General features: G+C 49.6%; 16 protein-coding genes. 4 read left to right on the forward strand and 12 right to left on the reverse strand.

What is annotated here, in order from left to right:
- Positions 1-20: 20 nt before the first annotated feature.
- Positions 21-1,388 (reverse strand): putrescine aminotransferase, encoded by a 1,368-nt coding sequence (locus tag T458_RS41955; RefSeq protein ID WP_023557062.1) that lies wholly within the window; start codon positions 1,386-1,388, stop codon positions 21-23.
- A 281-nt stretch (positions 1,389-1,669) separates the two neighbouring features.
- On the opposite strand from T458_RS41955, the gene T458_RS41960 reads away from it, so the two are divergent.
- From T458_RS41960 to cbpB, 3 genes are all read left to right on the forward strand, one after another.
- A complete protein-coding gene (locus tag T458_RS41960; RefSeq protein ID WP_023557063.1) occupies positions 1,670-2,911 on the forward strand; it encodes an S-layer homology domain-containing protein in 1,242 nt (413 codons plus the stop codon).
- A gap of 117 nt (positions 2,912-3,028) precedes the next feature.
- Positions 3,029-3,871, forward strand: coding sequence for a lipoate--protein ligase family protein (locus T458_RS41965; RefSeq protein WP_023557064.1), 843 nt, complete (start codon positions 3,029-3,031; stop codon positions 3,869-3,871).
- Positions 3,872-4,140: 269 nt separating this feature from the next.
- Positions 4,141-4,611: a cyclic-di-AMP-binding protein CbpB gene (gene cbpB, locus T458_RS41970; protein WP_023557065.1), complete on the forward strand. Its 471-nt coding sequence runs from the start codon at positions 4,141-4,143 to the stop codon at positions 4,609-4,611.
- A gap of 47 nt (positions 4,612-4,658) precedes the next feature.
- Here cbpB and T458_RS41975 read toward each other — a convergent pair whose 3' ends face one another.
- The 3 genes from T458_RS41975 to T458_RS41985 all read right to left on the reverse strand — a co-directional run bounded on the left by T458_RS41975 (position 4,659) and on the right by T458_RS41985 (position 7,200).
- The gene (locus T458_RS41975) at positions 4,659-5,714 is read right to left on the reverse strand and encodes a YheC/YheD family endospore coat-associated protein (protein ID WP_144083858.1); all 1,056 of its coding nucleotides are present in this window, start codon (positions 5,712-5,714) and stop codon (positions 4,659-4,661) included.
- 136 nt (positions 5,715-5,850) lie between these two features.
- Complete coding sequence (locus tag T458_RS41980) at positions 5,851-6,411, reverse strand: tRNA 5-(aminomethyl)-2-thiouridylate-methyltransferase MnmM (RefSeq protein WP_023557066.1); 561 nt, start codon at positions 6,409-6,411, stop codon at positions 5,851-5,853.
- A gap of 39 nt (positions 6,412-6,450) precedes the next feature.
- Positions 6,451-7,200, reverse strand: a complete 750-nt coding sequence (locus tag T458_RS41985; RefSeq protein WP_023557067.1) for an MBL fold metallo-hydrolase — start codon at positions 7,198-7,200, stop codon at positions 6,451-6,453.
- A 52-nt stretch (positions 7,201-7,252) separates the two neighbouring features.
- On the opposite strand from T458_RS41985, the gene T458_RS41990 reads away from it, so the two are divergent.
- Positions 7,253-8,293 (forward strand): YkvI family membrane protein, encoded by a 1,041-nt coding sequence (locus T458_RS41990; protein WP_023557068.1) that lies wholly within the window; start codon positions 7,253-7,255, stop codon positions 8,291-8,293.
- Positions 8,294-8,355: 62 nt separating this feature from the next.
- On the opposite strand, the gene T458_RS41995 is transcribed toward T458_RS41990, so the two are convergent.
- The 8 genes from T458_RS41995 to T458_RS42030 form a co-directional block, all read right to left on the reverse strand.
- Positions 8,356-9,222: a 2-oxoacid:ferredoxin oxidoreductase subunit beta gene (locus T458_RS41995; protein WP_023557069.1), complete on the reverse strand. Its 867-nt coding sequence runs from the start codon at positions 9,220-9,222 to the stop codon at positions 8,356-8,358.
- Positions 9,194-10,972, reverse strand: coding sequence for a 2-oxoacid:acceptor oxidoreductase subunit alpha (locus tag T458_RS42000; protein ID WP_023557070.1), 1,779 nt, complete (start codon positions 10,970-10,972; stop codon positions 9,194-9,196). Before T458_RS42000 ends, T458_RS41995 begins: the two co-directional genes overlap by 29 nt.
- Positions 10,973-11,498: 526 nt before the next feature.
- The gene (gene spoVS, locus T458_RS42005; protein WP_003385776.1) at positions 11,499-11,759 is read right to left on the reverse strand and encodes a stage V sporulation protein SpoVS; all 261 of its coding nucleotides are present in this window, start codon (positions 11,757-11,759) and stop codon (positions 11,499-11,501) included.
- A 117-nt stretch (positions 11,760-11,876) separates the two neighbouring features.
- Positions 11,877-12,671, reverse strand: a complete 795-nt coding sequence (locus T458_RS42010; protein WP_023557071.1) for a TIGR00282 family metallophosphoesterase — start codon at positions 12,669-12,671, stop codon at positions 11,877-11,879.
- A 96-nt stretch (positions 12,672-12,767) separates the two neighbouring features.
- Complete coding sequence (gene rny, locus T458_RS42015; protein ID WP_031305822.1) at positions 12,768-14,312, reverse strand: ribonuclease Y; 1,545 nt, start codon at positions 14,310-14,312, stop codon at positions 12,768-12,770.
- A gap of 283 nt (positions 14,313-14,595) precedes the next feature.
- The gene (locus T458_RS42020) at positions 14,596-15,243 is read right to left on the reverse strand and encodes a RecX family transcriptional regulator (RefSeq protein ID WP_023557073.1); all 648 of its coding nucleotides are present in this window, start codon (positions 15,241-15,243) and stop codon (positions 14,596-14,598) included.
- A 73-nt stretch (positions 15,244-15,316) separates the two neighbouring features.
- Positions 15,317-16,375, reverse strand: a complete 1,059-nt coding sequence (gene recA, locus T458_RS42025) for a recombinase RecA (protein WP_023557074.1) — start codon at positions 16,373-16,375, stop codon at positions 15,317-15,319.
- 161 nt (positions 16,376-16,536) lie between these two features.
- Positions 16,537-18,126, reverse strand: a complete 1,590-nt coding sequence (locus T458_RS42030; protein WP_023557075.1) for a DEAD/DEAH box helicase — start codon at positions 18,124-18,126, stop codon at positions 16,537-16,539.
- Between the last annotated feature and the right edge of the window lie 5 nt (positions 18,127-18,131).

Consider the following 18,131-nt stretch of genomic DNA (forward strand, 5'->3'; position numbering starts at 1 on the left):
CTTTACTGCATATCTCCCGATTAACGAGCTATCTTCAATTCTTTCGCCAGCTGAGCTATACCTTCCTCAATGCAGGCTAGCACGTAATCCACTTGTTGGTAGCTGATTACCGCTGGTGGCTCAATTCGAATGACTGTCGCATTATTGATGGTGCCGCCTACCAGGATTTTCTTTACGAACAACATTTTGGCCAAGGTGTAGCCGAGGCTATTATTGGCGAATTCCATGCCGATCAATAACCCTTTCCCGCGTACAGCAACCAGCACTTCCGGGTACTGCTGCCGGATTTCATCCAATCGCTGCATGATGTAATCGCCTTTCTCCTTCGCCATCTGCGGGATGTTGTCTTCAAGAATCGTCTTGATTCCGGCGATCGCACCCGCGCAGCAAAGCGGATTTCCCCCAAAAGTCGATGATCCCAAAAGGAACGGGTTCTCTTCCATTTTGCCCCACCATTTTTTCTTCGCGACCATGGCAGCAATGGGCATGACACCGCCTCCAAATGCTTTGCCGAGCGTCATGATGTCAGGTACGACATTCCAGTGATCGACACCAAACATGGTACCTGTGCGTCCCATACCTGTCTGGACTTCATCTACAATCAAGAGACATTCGTACTTGTCACAAATCTCGCGCAGACGAGGCAGAAAATCATCCGGGGGAATATTGACTCCCCCTTCTCCCTGTATCGGTTCTACGATAACTCCCGCGACGGTTTCCCCTGTCGCGATCAGCATGCGAATCGCCTGATCGACCGCGTCAGCATCTCCGTAGGGAACATGTTGGAAGCCCGGAACCAAGGGCGAATAGGGCTCACGAAACGTGGATTTACCGGACGCTGACAGCGATCCCATCGTTTTGCCGTGGAAGCCGCGCTCCATCGAAATAAAGTATTTTTTGCCTGTCGCCAAGCGAGCCAGCTTCAAGGCCATTTCATTCGCTTCCGTGCCGCAATTGACCAGATAGGAGTGTTGCAGATCTCCTGGGGTAATCGCAGCTACAAGCTTGGATAAATAACCTCGCAGTGGATCGACCATCTCCTGACTGTGCAAGGCATAGCGTTTGAGCTGTGCCTCGACAGCCCTGACTACATTGGGGTGGCGATGTCCCAAAAGATAAACACCATAGCCGCCCAGACAATCGACGTACTCGTCACCCATCGTATCCCGAAATACAGCACCTTCATCTTCCCACTCCACGACAGAAAAGTCCGTTGAGACGGATTTACGGTGTGTCAGGATCGCCTTTGTCACATGATTCGTAAAATTTTCCACCGAGTCAGCAACGATCTTTTTCTTCTGTTCAACCGTCAGTGTCTCACTCTCGATCAGCTCCAACATCTCTGTTGCCATGGCAAGCGCTTCGTCACGGGATTTTTGATGCATCATATCCACCTTCCTTGTTCTCGATATTCATTGTTATAACCTAGCAAGAATGGTGCCACCCAAATCATTCAAAGAATCTGGAAAATATGCGGTCAAAATGGGGAACGGAAGAAATGAAATGAGAATGTTCTTCTTGTTTTTGAGAATGCAGGATTCTAGGAGATGCTTCCGACTTTTTACCCATTTTTGCCAAAATAGGTCCCGGTAGATGCAACATTCCCTTGTCCCTTGGCGTCTGAATAGCTGCCGGACCAAAAATTATAAAATGATTTGAGGAGGTCACCATGAAACGAGCCATAAGCTTCTTCTTAGCGGTGATGATGGTCTTTACGCTGGTTCCTTTCGTGAGCGCAGCATCCCCTTCTTTCGTAGACGTCCCTCGCAACCACTGGGCGTACAAAGCCATTACTGATATGGCGGAAAGAGGGATCATCGTCGGCTACGATGACAAGAGATTCCGTCCCAACAATCTGGTCACACGTGCTGAATTCGCCAAAATTATGATCGCAGCCGCGGATGTCGATATTGACCGACGCAATGTATCTCAAACCTTCCAGGATGTACCGAAATCCCACTGGGCGTTCTACTATGTGGAGTCCGCCAAGCCATATCTGACCGGCTACAAATCTGGCAGCAAGTACACGTATAAGCCAAACGAAGCTGCCGTCCGCGAAGATATTGCCGTAGCGATGGTGCGCTTGCTGGGCTACGACAAGTCAGTGAAAGCCGACTTGAATGTTTTGAAAAGATTCCGTGACGATGACCGCATTTCACCGAACTTGCGCTCCTACGTCGCCATTGCGATCCAAAAGGATCTGATGCAAGGCTCTGACAATCGCTTCCGTCCGCTGGATGCCATTACACGTGCAGAAGCAGCATCTCTGCTCCACCGCGCTTTGATCGAGCGTAAAAACAATGATGAATCCAAAGTGGTGTTCCCGAATCCAACACCAACACCTGAAAAACCAGAACTGCCTGCAACGGTGACTGACAACTTCTCCAACACCGAGCTGAAAAACTGGAAAACAGACAGTGCCACCGGTACTTGGGGTGTTATCAATAAACAGGTAACTGCCATCGAGATAGATAAGGATATCGAGCATTTCTTCCTGCCGCTTAATTGGAAGGAATCCACCGAGCCCGAAAAGTATGAGCTCATCGTCGATGTCATTCCATCCGGCACCAATGGCTATGGCGGGGGGTTCTTTAACGGGGTCAAGGATAACGCGAATGTCGTTTACGTGCAAAAAGATCGTGTTATCCTGGGCAAAGTAACCGATGTCGAAGATGATGATGTCGATGTCATCGCTTCTGGCAACTACAAATTGAAAGCAACCAATCGTCTGAAGGTTGTCGTCAACGGAACGACTGTTTCGATCTATATGAACGACCAATTCCTGTTCTCCCAGAAACAAGTGAAGCAGGAAGGCACCAAGCTGGGTCTGTACCTGAAAGCGGAAGCAACGAAGGATGCTCCTCGCAAAATGACCTACCTGGATAATTTTACCTTTAAGGCTTTTGAATAGTACGAACAGAATGGCTAGCCCGACACGCGTGATGCGGAGTCGGGCTTTTTCATGCATAGTAAAGAATCGGGTGCCCATGTATAATGGGATAGAAGCCTTTCAGAAGGAGTTTTTCAGATGTCTATTGTCCTGACTCAACCATTTCGCTGGATGGATTCCGGCATGTATACACACAGTCCTCTCGAGCCCTTGATCCGGGATGAAGCGCTGACAGCCAGCTTGCGTGAAGCCAATGCTGCTCCGGTCATCCACCTGTGGGTGTACGATCGAGCCCTCTATCTGGGGCGTCGCGATGCGAAGCTGCCGCATCTCGAACACGCACTGCGACTTTTTGGAACAAAAGGCTTCGGCTGCGTTCTGCGTTCTTCAGGGGGCGCGTGTGTACCGCTCGATGCAGGAGTTCTCAATCTAGCTTGTCTATTGCCTGATACGTCGCTGTCCATCGACGCCTTTTTTTCCTTTGTGTCCCAACTTCTCGGAGTAGGACTTCAGCAGTATGGAGCGATAGAGTTTGGTGAAGTAACAGGTTCTTATTGTGCTGGTGACTATGATTTTGCGCTTGGCGGGGTAAAAATTGGCGGGATGGCTCAGCGTCGTACACGATACGGCTCCATTCTGCAGCTATGTATCAATGTGGAGGAATCACCGCGCGGAGAGTGGATGGAAGCTTTTTATCGCGAAGCCGGGCTTGAAGAAATGGAGAGTCACAAACCCATTCCGTATATCGACGGCAAAACCGTAGGCAGTATTGCTGGTTTGACGGGGCGTGACGTCAGTGTTGCCGATGTGAAAGAGCAGTTGATGTCCGCAATCGCGCAACATTGGCCTGTCCAAGCGGTTCCTTTTTCGGTTCCAGCTGATTTGCACCAGGAATCGACCCAGCACCTTTCTCAACGTCTGAATCTGTTCGCGTATACTGCCGAGGAATTATCCAATCCTGATTGGCATTTGCCTGAGTAAAAAATTCCTGCAAGCTCCTAATGTATCTGCCTTATTGATGCTGCATACTGAAGGCAGGAACCATTTGTTCCACACCTCGATTTTTCTTGCCTGGCGTCCTGTCGTCAGGTTTTTTTATTGTTTTGGGGAATGGCCCAACCGAGCCAAGATTTCTCACGTAGACCTACCGTTTCCCGCTGTCTTGCGGTATCATAGAAGGGGTATCGGATTTCTTTATGAATGAATCATGAACTACCTGCCCTAGATGAAAGAAAAGGTGGTGGATCCATATGAGTCAAGATTTTTCCCTGTTACATACACCCATCAAAGATCTGATTATTGCTTCCACAAAAGTTGCCCATGTACAGCTCGGAAATTCCCTTGAACACGCGTTGCTCGTCTTAATCAAAAGCGGTTATTCGGCCATTCCGGTCCTGGATCATCAATATCGGCTGCACGGACAGATCAGTACGAATCACATTTTAAATAAAAGCCTGGGACTCGAGCGCTTTGAGTACGAACGGATGTCGGAACTGATTGTAGACGATGTCATGGACACCAAAATTCCTCGCTTGAAGGATACAGCAGAATTTATGAAAGCCCTGGAGGTCTCCATCAACCATCCCTATGTTTGTATTGAAGACGAACAGAACATTTTTCAAGGAATTCTGACCCGTAAATCCATTCTTGCCCTGGTGTATCGGCATTTTCGCAATTTGCCCTACCCGATGGCGGACAATCAACCCACCACGCAGGCTTGAAGCAGCTCGCTTGAGAAGCAAAGACGGAGGCAAATGCCTCCGTCTTTTTACGTGCCTGCATAGAAGGATCGCGCATATTCCAGAGGATGGCGGTACGTCTGTTTGAACATCCCCTTTTCTCCAGCTTTAAAAAACGAATATCGCTGGTCGCGCACATTTACCTCGATTAAAAAAGGATTTCCGTTCTGGTCAATCCCCATGTCCATCCCCAAATCGGCAAGCGAGGGAAAATGGCTTCCATAGACTTTGGCAATTTCCACTGCTGCCACCTCGATTTGTTCGCGTATCTTTTCCTGCTGCTCTCGGGAAAAGGTTTCATCCATCACGACATGCAGCGGATACGCCCTGCCCCCGCGTGACAAATTGCTCAATTTATTCTTCCGATTCGCTACCTTGGCGACCATCCCGCTCACGGTCCATTGCCGCTCCCCGTTCTTTTGAACGGAGACGCGAATATCATAAGTCTTTCCCTCGTACCGAGCCAGGGGAATTCCCTGTTGAATCAGAAAGCGCCTGTTGCCCACCCATGTTTTCACGAACGAAAACAACCGCTGCCTGGACAGCGTTCTGCGAATCTTGGATGAAATAAAATGATAGTCATTTCCTTGCTTCTCAATCCGCCCGACCCCGATTCCGACCGATCCAATCGCCGGTTTTACATAGACGATTCGGTAGGCATCCAAAAACTTCCTGAGATTGGCGGGTGAATAGGGAACCGTGCGCGGAAGGAAAGCTCGTATCTCCGTGTTTTTCCACAACATTTGGTGGACCTTTCTTTTATCACGGACGACCAATCCGTTAAATACCTTCCTTTTTTTCCCTAATCGAGCAATGATGGCACGCGCCTTTTTGTCGCCGGTCAATACACGGTTATGAATGACACGCGGGACATGAACGAGACGGGGGATCAATTTTCCACCGTTCCAGAAATATCCGCGAACCCTCCCATCCCCTTCCAGCACATGCCGCGGGTGAAAGAATACGGGCTCCAGTCCAAGCTCTTTTCCGATTTCTACATAATAAGGCAAGCGTTCGTATGACTTGTCTCCCCGAATCCCCTTCTGTATGATCTCCCAATCCAACATTATGCCGATTCTTTTCACAGAGATCCCCCTTGCAAGAATTCCTCTTTCTAGGGTATGTGCCGTCAGCGAATGGGGCGTGCCTATTTTTCAAACTTCTACACCGTTCGCCGTGCTTGTCAAAGCCTGCGCTTGCCCGGGAAAAGAAGACGGAGATTTATTCTGCCCTACGCTCGATTGCCAGCAAAAAAGGAGCTTGATTCTGCTGATTGAGATACTGATATTTCAAGACAAGAAAACGGCGTTGGTCGAGTGACTGGCAAAAGCTTTCCACCGCGTCCTTCTCTACTGCTCCTGCGGAATGTCCCCAATAGATCATGATCGTCATGATCCCGCCTTTGCGCAACAACTCCAATCCCGCTTCTATAGCACGCAGGGTGCTGGGAGCCGTCGTCGTGATTTCCTTGTCCGCACCCGGCAGATATCCGAGATTAAACATGATCGCCCCAGCCTTCAGCTGCAAATCCGCTATTTTTTCATGACTGCACTGATTCAGTTCGACCTGCTGGGATGCGCCCTGCTGTTCCAGGCGCTCTTTTGTCTTGGCAATCGCCTGGGGCTGAATATCATAAGCGATGACCGTTCCCTGCTCGCCGACTAACTGGGCGAGAAACAACGTGTCATTGCCGTTCCCCATAGTGGCGTCGATTACGTTTTCTCCTTTTTCTACACGCTCTCGAATGAGTTGGCGTGCAACCTCCAATACGTTTGGAAACATGATGTTCTTCTCCTCTTCGCAAAAACGATTCCTTCGGAGCTACAGGTCGATTTGAAGCCCGATCTGCGCAATATGGCACGGTCCGTTCTGGTATGCCTGCGCTTGACTCTTCACTTCTTCGACTTGATACTCCGCGTACAAATGGGTGATCAACAGGGAGCGGCACACCAGCTCTTCCGCTACTTGAGCCGCCTCACGCACCGAGAGATGCCCTTTGGGTTCTCTCGGCTTGTTGTGATCTAGATAGGTCCCCTCGCAAATGAATAAATCCGCGCCATCGGCGAAGCCATGCCACTTCGTATTAGGGCCACTGTCTGCCCCGTAGACGAGCACTTTTCCCGAAGCTTCCAGGCGCATGGCAAAACAGGGATCTCCATCGCCGTGATCCGTCCGCAAAAAGGAAATCTGCATATCCCCGATGTTTATTTGTGTTTTCTCATCGATGGGATGAAAGGTGGTTGCCTGCTTGTACGGCAATGCCTGCGCATTGGCAATTGGCTGGGCAGGAGCATAGATCGGCAAAGGTTTGTCTTTTGGCCGTTGGGAAAACAACTGATGGACCATGATGCCGTACTGCAAGACTCCTACATCTGCAATATGATCGTGATGATAGTGGGACAAGAGCAAAGCGTCTAGCTGATGAATCGGCAAATGATTGCCCAATTGAGCCAATACGCCGCTGCCGCAATCAAGCAAAATGCTGGCGGACTGAGTCTCCACCAGGTAACCGGGGGTCGCACCATTGGGACCCGGATAGGGGGATTGATACCCCAGGACAGTAATACGCATAATTTGTACACTTCCTTTCATAGAATGGAAAAAGTGGGACAGGAGGTCTGAGATGCAAGGATCATGGAAAACAGCATGGCAGATCGCTTTTACCTATATGGGTACCGTCGTGGGAGCCGGATTTGCCTCCGGAAAAGAAATCATTGAATTCTTTGTCCAATACGGCCTGCAGGGGTTGGTCGGCGTCCTTTTGGCTACTTGCCTCTTTATCTGGGCGGGCATTCGCGTCATGTTAATCTCCTATCGAATCCAGGCGGACTCCTACCAAGCCGTCAGTACTTACCTGTTCGGACATCCCTTTGGTACGGTGTTCAACGCCCTGCTGCTTACCGTACTTCTAGGTATTACATCCGTCATGCTGGCAGCCACCGGCTCCATTTTCTGGGAGGCCTTTCAACTGCCATCACAGCTCGGGATCTGGATTAGCATGATCGCCATTTTCTTTGTTACCCGCAAAGGCTTATTCGCCATTCACCGGGTAAACAGCATTTTCGTCCCTTCTCTGGTAGCCTTTACTTTTCTGGTCTTTTGCTATGTACAGCCCTGGGAAAGCCAAGTGATTATTCAAGTAGAATCTCTTCGTCCCTGGGCCTGGTTGAGTTCACCTTTATACTATGTTGCCTTAAACGTATCTCTTACACAAGCCGTCCTCGTCCCGATTGGACGGCAGAGCAAAAGTGAAAAGCCTTTGATCGCAGGCGGCATTATTGGAGGGCTCGGTATTGGTTTGCTATTATTACTCGCGTTTGCTTCCCTTTCCGTCAAAATGCCCGGCATCTCGCATACTGAAATGCCCATGATCGCTTTGCTTCAAGGCTTGGGGCGAACGATTCCGCTGCTCTTTTCCCTGCTGGTCTACGCGGAAATTTTCTCGACGGTTGTGGCCAACGTATTTGGATTATCGGAACAATTGCGGCTCGTCACCAGGCTGCGCTCTACAACCATCCTGATTGGAATCCTAGTGATCAGCTATCTGGTCAGCTTTATCGGATTCAGCTCCTTGCTTCGCATTCTCTACCCCTTGTTCGGACAGCTTGTGCTGTTTTTCCTCGTCATGCTCTTCTATCGTCAATGGCGCAGTCGAATGTCATAGCCGGAAAACGTGGAAAAAGGGGCAGTTCCCAATCGGAACCGCCCCTTCTTATCGTCCAAACCTTACGCGAATTCAGCAACCAGTTTCGCAAAGTCTTCTTCAGACAAGCGAATGTCTTGATTAGCCAAACCTTGTTCTTTGAAGCCATTAACCAGCGCTTCGTAAGGTTTTTGCTCTGTATTTTGATAGATCAGGCCTGTAATCAAGCCTTTGTGTTGCATCGAAGCAGACATCGCTTTGACACGGTCATGCGGATCGTAGCCTTCGATTGTATCTACTGGAACGATGTTCTCCTTGAACCAGTCGTATGTGTTTACCTTGTTGTAGGTTACACAAGGGCTGAATACGTTGATCAGGGAGAAGCCTTCGTGTTGGATCCCTTTTTCGATCAGTTCTGTCAAGCCTTTCAGGTCGCTGGAGAACGATTGTGCAACAAAAGTTGCTCCTACAGACAGCGCCAGCTCAACTGGAGAGATGGAAGCTTCGATAGAACCAGCAGGTGTAGACTTGGTCACAAATCCAGTTGCAGAACGAGGAGATGTTTGACCTTTTGTCAGACCGTAGATTTGGTTGTCCATCACGATATACGTGATGTTCATGTTGCGGCGGATCGCATGGACAGTGTGGCCCATACCGATCGCGAAACCATCACCGTCACCACCAGCAGCGATAACAGTCAGTTCACGGTTTGCCATTTTCACACCTTGTGCGATTGGCAGGGAACGACCATGGATTCCATGGAGACCGTAGCAGTTGATGTAGCCGGAGATACGGCCGGAGCAACCGATACCAGAGATTACGGCCAGATTTTCAGGTTCCAGACCTACGTTCGCAGCAGCACGTTGAATCGCAGCTTGAATGGAGAAGTCGCCACAACCTGGGCACCAGTTCGGCTTTACATTATTTCGAAACTCTTTCATAGTTGCCATGTTTAGTCAGCTCCTTCACTTCAGCATAGATTTCTTTCGGCAAGAATGGGTTACCGTCGTATTTCAGAACGGATTTGATCTTGTCCGCGCCACCTACGTTTTGTTTCAGCAGGTTGGTAACTTGACCTTGAATATTGTGCTCAACCACAACTACTTGTTTTGCTTTCTCCATCAGTGCTTTCATTTCATCAGCAGGGAATGGGTGGAGCAAACGAATTTGTGCATGGTTTACTTTCAAGCCATCGTTCTCAAGGCGAACTTTCGCCTCTTGAATCGTACCGATTGTAGAGTTGATACCCACGATCAATACGTCAGCATCTGTGTGTGGTGCATCCGCAACAACCGGTTTCTTAAACGTTTTCAGCACGCCTTGCAGCTTGCGCATACGTTTATCCATTTGTTGCACACGGTTTGCAGCATTTTCAGAAGGACGACCGGTTTGGTCATGCTCAACACCTGTTACGTGGTGCAGACCGTATTTTTGTCCAGGGATAACACGAGGAGAAACGCCATCTTCTGTTACTTCATAACGCTTGAAGAGGTCATTTTGCTCTTTCTCAGGCAACTCTTGTCCAGCCAACAGTTTTCCGCGGCGGATTTCTACTTGGTTGTAGTCGAAAGGAGTCACAGTCTGTTTACCCAAGGACAGGGTCAGGTCTGTCATCAGAATGACAGGGAGTTGATATTCTTCCGCGATGTTGAATGCCTCAACCGTATCATAGAAGCATTCTTCTACTGTACTTGGCGCGATGACAACTTTCGGAACGTCACCGTGCGTACCGTAGATCATGGCATTCACGTCGGATTGCTCGATTTTGGTCGGCATACCTGTCGAAGGACCGCCGCGTTGTGTATCTACAATGACGACTGGCGTTTCTGTAATACCCGCCAGACCGATCGCTTCCATCATCAAGGAAAGACCAGGACCTGCAGATGCAGTAAGCGCACGAGCACCAGCAAAGTTTGCACCGATTGCCATGGTGACCGCAGCGATCTCGTCTTCTGTTTGAATGACTGTACCGCCGAATTTAGGCAGCTTTTTGATCAGATATTCCATTACCTCAGAAGCTGGTGTGATCGGATATGCAGGCATGAAACGGCAACCTGCTGCTACTGCACCAAGCGCGATCGCATCGTTCCCGATCAGGAACAGTTGCTTTTGAGGGTTGGCTTTTTCCAATTGGAATTCAGGCAGTTGGCCGCCTGTCAATTCTGTAACGAATTCAAATCCGCGGCGAATCGCGTCCATATTCTTTTCAACGACTTTTTCACCTTTGCGGAGGAACATATCTTCGACGATAGGACGGAAGCTTTCAACCGGAATTCCCAGAATCGCACTGGAAGCACCGATGGAAACCATGTTTTTCATCAGAGATGTGCCGAGCTCATCTGCGATTTCGGTAAGAGGAACAGTCAAGAAACGTACTTCTTTCAAACCGTCCGGCAGTTTTGGGTTGAATTTCGCATCAGCGATAATGATACCGCCTTCACGAAGTTCGTGCGCGTTAAAATCGATAGTTTCTTGGTCAAATGCAACCAGAATATCGAGGTCGTCAGAGATTGCGCGCATTGGCGTTGTACTCACACGAATTTTGTTGTTTGTGTGTCCACCTTTGATTCGGGAAGAGAAGTGGCGGTAGCTATACAGATGGTACCCCATCCGGTTCATTGCCATCGAGAAGATCTCACCAGTACTCTCGATACCCTCCCCTTGTTGTCCTCCAACTTTCCAAGAAAGTTGACTAATCATTCAGATTCCACCCTTTCAGTGACTGTGAGAAAAAGCAGCTTATCCTATCCATTTATTCGATAAGATGTGACAATATTGTGCATTGACAGTACCAATTGTAGTCCTGTCCATGTAAAATTGCAAGTGCTTTTACTCTACTTACTTTTGACCTGAATCGAATTTTGAACTTTGGTTCATTAATATCCTCATGTATCATTGTAGCACGTTTCGGAAAACACGCAACTCATTTCATCGTACATTTTGCATTCCATTCTTTTCTTCAGCCACCATGCATGAATCCCTGCTCCAATATAGAAGAAAAACTACGATCCTTCTACCATCAGAATGGCCTCTTTGCCTGGCTTTCATACCCTATTTACACCGTATCAGGCGGATACCTCTCCTCATCAGAATATGTTAGGAGGCTTCATTCCGGCATCATCAGCTTGCCCATGACTGCTTGTCTTTTTGGATGGACTTTTTGGACAAATGAAAAAACCTGTTCATTCTACGAACAAACAGGCAGGCCAATCGGCTTGTTGTATGATTATCTGGGCTCAACGATTAGTTTGATTGCAGTACGTTCCTCTCCATCAATCACGATGTCGGTAAAGGCTGGAATACAAATGAGGTCAACTCCACTCGGCGCTACGAACCCTCGTGCGATTGCTACGGCTTTCACAGCTTGGTTAAGCGCCCCAGCACCAATGGCCTGGATCTCAGCCGCCCCGCGTTCGCGAAGCACTCCAGCAAGGGCACCAGCAACGGAATTGGGGTTAGACTTTGCTGAAACTTTTAATACTTCCATCCTTTTGAACCTCCCGTCTGATCGGAATCCTGTCATCATTAGAATGATATTCGCATAACCCCTAAAAATTCCTGCTAATCCCAAAGAAAGATTCAAAAAATTCAATTCTCTTCTTTATTATTCCATAAATAGATGGTCTGAGTCAATTCGGATCCGTTCCAGTTTTTTCGCGTGCCCTGTCGTTTTATCGAGAGTAATGACGACAGCATTGAGCTGGGCTGGATCTGGCGCCACTTCAAAGCGTTCGGGAAGCTGCGTCAAAAACTTGCGAATCACAGCCTCTCGTTCCATACCCAATATTCCATTGCTCGGTCCGCACATCCCCACATCACATAAAAATCCGGTTCCTTGCGGCAAAACGCGCTCATCTGCTGTCTGTACATGTGTATGCGTGCCGACGACAGCACTGACCCTGCCATCCAGATACCAGGCCATGGCTTGCTTTTCGGATGTCGCTTCAGCATGAAAATCCACAAAAATCAACTTGGTACGCTTGCGGGCTTGTTCAACCAGCGTGTCTGCCATTTGAAACGGACAGTCCAGTGGCGGCAAAAACGTGCGTCCTTGCAAATTAATGACGGCAAGCTCGCCTTCGGATTGCTTTACATATGTAATACCGCTGCCAGGAGCACCTTGCGGAAAATTGGCCGGTCTGATCAAACGCGGCTCGCTGTCGATAAACTCATAGATGTCCCTTTGATCCCAAGCGTGATTCCCCAACGTAATCGCATGAACGCCGCCATCGAAAAGCTCCTTGGCGATCTTTTCGGTAATGCCCCGTCCATGGGCAGAGTTTTCTCCATTTGCGACAATAAAGGTTGGCTGATATTTTCGCTTAAGCATGGGAAGGTAGTTCTTCACGATCTCTCTCCCCGGCGATCCCATGATATCCCCGATAAATAACAACTTCATTCGTTCTCACCTCGTTGCTAGTATACACTACTTCTTCTGCGATTAGAAAATCGCGCTGCCCTGAAAGAAAAAAATAAAGCGGCTTTTTGAGCCACTTTATTTTGCATACTCGACTGACCGCGTTTCACGGATCACCGTTACTTTGATGTGTCCCGGGTAGTCAAGTTCATTTTCAATTCGTTTGGTGATATCGCGTGCAAGGCGCGTAGCTTCGGCATCGTCAATCTTGTCAGGCTGTACGATGACGCGAATTTCGCGGCCTGCCTGAATCGCATACGATTTCTCCACACCCTCGAACGACTCGGAGATTTCCTCGAGCTTTTCCAAGCGACGAATGTATGTCTCCAGTGTCTCCCGGCGGGCACCCGGACGTGCAGCCGACAATGCATCTGCTGCAGCAACGAGCATGGCAATAACAGAAGTTGGTTCTGTATCTCCATGATGGGATGCGATACTGTTAACCACCACATGATGCTCATTGTACTTCTTCGCCAACTCTACGCCAATTTCGACGTGAGAGCCTTCGACTTCATGGTCAATCGCTTTTCCAATATCGTGGAGAAGACCTGCCCGTTTGGCCAGTTTGACGTCTTCCTTCAGCTCGGCAGCCATCAATCCTGCCAGGTGAGCCACTTCCATCGAGTGCTTCAGTACGTTTTGACCATAGCTTGTGCGGTAGCGCAAACGTCCAAGGATCTTGATGAGATCAGGATGCAAACCATGTACTCCAGTTTCAAAGGTAGCTTGTTCCCCGTATTCACGAATCCGTTCGTCCACTTCGCGACGAGCTTTTTCCACCATTTCCTCAATGCGGGCCGGGTGAATTCGGCCATCCGCCACCAGCTTGTCCAAAGCCGTCTTGGCAATTTCTCTGCGAATCGGATCAAATCCGGACAGAATCACGGCTTCTGGCGTATCGTCAATGATCAGGTCAATTCCTGTCAAAGTCTCCAGTGCACGGATATTTCTACCCTCGCGTCCAATAATCCGTCCCTTCATCTCATCATTAGGCAGCGTAACAACAGATACAGTTGTCTCTGCTACGTGGTCCGCTGCACAACGCTGAATGGAGGTCGTGATGATTTCACGGGCGCGTTTGTCTGCCTCTTCTTTTGCTTGCGTCTCGATCTCTTTGATCATGACGGCCATCTCATGGCGAACGGTGTTTTCCACTTCGGTCAGGATAATGCTTTTCGCCTCATCCTGGGTCAGCCCGGAAATGCGCTCCAGCTCGGATACTTGATCTTTATATAATTGCTCTACCTTGCTTTGCAACTCCGCGATGGCACGGTCACGCTCGGACAATTCCTCTTCCTTGCGTTCCAATTGTTCCATCTTTCGGTCCAACGCCTCTTCCTTTTGAAGAATGCGGCGTTCTTGACGCTGGATTTCATTGCGGCGTTCGCGCAATTCGTTTTCCGCTTCGGAACGAAGTTTAAACACTTCATCCTTCGCTTCCAGCACCTTTTCCTTTTTCACGGCTTCTGCGTCCCGCTTCGCCTCTTCGACGATCTGACGGGAAGCTTCCTCTGCACTGCCGATCTTCGCTTCCGCAATCGACTTGCGGACGAAGTAACCGACAGCCAAGCCGATCAGCAAGGTAAGTAGCGCAATGACTACGGTTATGGTTGTTGGTTCCATAGGCTCTTTCATTTCACCTCCTTATTGTAAGACATCTCCCCGCTTTCCAAGCATTCGTTTTTCATGGAGTGCCGCTTGTCGATTCCGCTCGGCTTCGAACATTCGACTAAAAAACAAGACCGATGTGACTCGGTCCGCTGAAGCCGCACAATCATTGCACGGGTTTTCAGTTGTTCCACAGGCAACGAGTGAGCAAATCAGCGTAAATGGTATGATACATCTAGTAAATACACACCTATTTTATTCTTTGTGAACAAGAATTGTCAAGAACATGCAAATGGAGTCAGCCCTCATGATCCGTACGCTGACGCATTTCGCCTCTGATTTGCTGGACAATCGAATGGGAAAAGCCTTTTCGCATCAGCATGGAGAGGAGTTTTCGCTCTTCGTCAGGATTCGGCTTTCCTGTCAGACGGCGCAGCTTTTTTTCGATTAGCGCGCGTGCCGCAGCTAATTCGTCTTCTCTCGTAACCGCGCTAACTGCCTCTTCTACGATGTTTTTTTCTACTCCTCTCTGCTGCAATTCCATGCGTAGCATATACGAACTCCTTGGCTTGATGCGCAGCCGCTCGTCGACCCACTGGCGGGCGAAGGCCTGATCATCTAAGTACCGCTGTTCCTTGCACCGCTGGCATACTTCCTCGGCGATCGGAGAAGAGAATCCCTTCTCCAGGAGATAGGCTTGAAGCTGGCTGCTTGTACGCGGTCGGATTCCGAGATAGCGCAATGCCGCCAGATATGCTTTGTGCTTCTCCTCTGCAAGTACGACTTCTTGGAAAAACGCCTCGTCGACTTGGGTTCCTTTAAACAGGTTGTATTTGACCAGAATATCCTCGTGCACGGAAAAGGCAAAGGAATCATCGACATAGATATGGTAGCGCTGCTTCTGTTTCTGATCCTGATGGACACCGGTAATGGTCCCGTTTTTCATCCTTTTCCTCCCCTGCTGACGTAAGCAAAACAGCCTGTCTTACCCCGACAGGCTGCTCGTACTTCTATCATCATTAGTCAAGATCGAAAGTCGGTTCCTCATCCTGCTCCGGGTCATGAACCGGTTCTGAGGCAGGAATCGAATTGGGATTGAGGCTGTAGTACTCGCGCACTTTGGCTTCAATCTGAGATGCGATATGCGGGTTCTCTTTCAAGAAGACCTTGGAGTTCTCGCGGCCTTGCCCCAAACGTTCTTCGTTGAACGAGTACCAGGCTCCGCTCTTCTGCACCACATCAATCTCTGCGCCGATATCGAGAATGCTTCCTTCTCGGGAGATCCCTTCGCCGTACATGATGTCCACTTCTGCTACTTTAAACGGAGGAGCGACTTTATTCTTGACGACCTTGATTTTGGTTCTGCTTCCCAGGATGTCATTGCCCACCTTGATAGATTCTGCTTTGCGGACATCAAGGCGCACACTGGCATAGAATTTCAGGGCGCGTCCACCTGGTGTAGTCTCAGGGTTTCCGAACATTACGCCGACTTTTTCACGCAATTGGTTAATGAAGATGGCGATGGTTTTGGACTTGTTGATCGCACCGGAGAGCTTGCGCAACGCCTGCGACATCAAGCGTGCCTGCAGACCTACGTGGGAATCTCCCATTTCACCCTCGATCTCCGCTTTCGGTACCAGGGCAGCGACCGAGTCAACGACAATAATATCAACTGCACCGGAGCGCACCAGCGCTTCCGCGATCTCCAGAGCTTGTTCCCCAGTATCAGGCTGGGAAAGCAGCAATTCGTCAATATTCACCCCGAGTTTGGCCGCATAGACCGGGTCCAAAGCGTGCTCGGCATCGATAAAGGCTGCTTGTCCGCCCTGTCTTTGCACTTCAGCAATCGCATGCAAGGCGACAGTGGTCTTACCGGATGATTCCGGACCGTATACTTCAACGATGCGGCCGCGTGGGAAACCGCCTACGCCCAACGCGATGTCTAGGGCAAGTGCACCGCTGGACACGGTAGATACCTGAACATTGGCTACTTCTCCCAGTTTCATAATGGAACCTTTTCCGAATTGTTTTTCTATCTGACGCAAGGCACTCTCCAAAGCTGCGCGACGATCTGACAAATGATACACACCCTTTCAGCTTTTCGCTTCAATTGTTCTTGTCTTCATCATACATCGAGACAGAAGGGTTTGCCAAGTATTTTTTGCGAACAAATATTCGCATATAAAAACAACCATCCTCACGCTACGATTCAGGAGGATGGCTGTTGACAGACTGGTGCTTAGGAGCGTTTGGCTCCGCGCGGTTTTGCAGGCTCCAGATTAATGCGCTTGCCGTTGATCCGCGTCTGGCGCAGCGATTCATAGACGAAGGCTGCGACATCTTCAGGAACCTCAACAAACGTAAAATTCTCGAAAATGTCAATCCGACCTACTGCTTTGCCTGGGATGCCGACGGATTCGGAAATCTCGCGTACGAGATCTTGCGGCTTCAGGTTGGCATTTCGGCCTACGTTCAGGAAGAAGCGAACCATGCCTTTGGCGGCTCCAGTCTCCCCGAAATTGTACGCTTCCGGCTCCTTCGCTTCGCCTACTTCGCTATGGAAGGAGAGATGAAGTGCCGCTGCCGCGATTTTTTCCGCTGGATACTGCTCCAAAAGGGAATTGGTCACCTTTTGATACATCTCAGCGATCGCATCGCTTTCCAGCAAGCTGATCAACTGCTCGCGCAATTGTTCCTGCTTGCGTTCCGCCACTTCCTCGAGGGACGGCACGTTGCGGGACAGTACCTGCGCCTTGGTCTGCTTCTGGATGAACATCATCTGTCTGACTTCACGCGGGGTAACCAGCGTCATCGCGATTCCCTTGCGTCCAGCTCGTCCCGTACGGCCGATGCGGTGGACATAGCTCTCCGAGTCTTGCGGAATATCGTAGTTGATGACGTGGGAAACGTTGCCCACGTCAATGCCCCGGGCCGCCACGTCTGTCGCGATGAGGAATTCGATCGAGCTTTCACGGAAGGCATTCATGACCTTGTCGCGTTGAGCCTGCGACAAATCCCCATGCAAACCATCTGCCAGATAGCCGCGGGATTGCAGCATTTCAGTCAGTTCATCTACACCGCGCTTGGTGCGGCAGAAGATAATTCCGAGCTCGACATCTTCACTATCGAGAATTCGGCACAAGCTCTCCAGTTTGTTGCGCTCGAACACCTTGTAATACACCTGCTCGATCAGTGGAGCCGTTACCTCTTCACGACTGACAGCGATGGTCTCAGGGCTTTTCATGTAGCGTGTAGCCAGTCTTTTGATCTCTGGTGGCATGGTTGCGGAGAAGAGCAGTGTTTGGCGTTCCTCCGGCATATGATTGATAATCGTTTCGATATCATCGACAAAGCCCATGTCGAGCATTTCATCCGCCTCATCCAGGATGAGTGTATGTACGCTTTCCAGCTTCAGAGTTTTGCGGCGTAGATGGTCGAGGACGCGGCCTGGTGTTCCGACTACGATCTGAACGCCCTGGCGCAGGGCGCGGATTTGATGACCGATCGATTGTCCGCCGTAGATTGGCAGTGTACGCACTTTATTGTACTTCCCGATGCGCAAGAGCTCACCTGCAACCTGAATCGCCAACTCGCGGGTCGGCGTGAGAATGATCGCCTGCACGCGGTTAGCCGGAGTGACTTTCTCCAAAAGTGGAATACCAAAAGCCGCTGTTTTACCTGTTCCGGTCTGTGCTTGACCGATCAGATCGCCGCCCTCCAACACCTTAGGGATACAAGCCGCCTGGATCGGCGATGGTTCTTCGAAGCCCATGTCGTGAATGGCTTGAAGAATGGATTTATGTAAAGGAAAATCAGAAAACATCGTCATGAATA

Origin of the sequence: Brevibacillus panacihumi W25, assembly GCF_000503775.1 — a bacterium.
In the GTDB taxonomy this organism is placed as follows: domain Bacteria; phylum Bacillota; class Bacilli; order Brevibacillales; family Brevibacillaceae; genus Brevibacillus; species Brevibacillus panacihumi_A.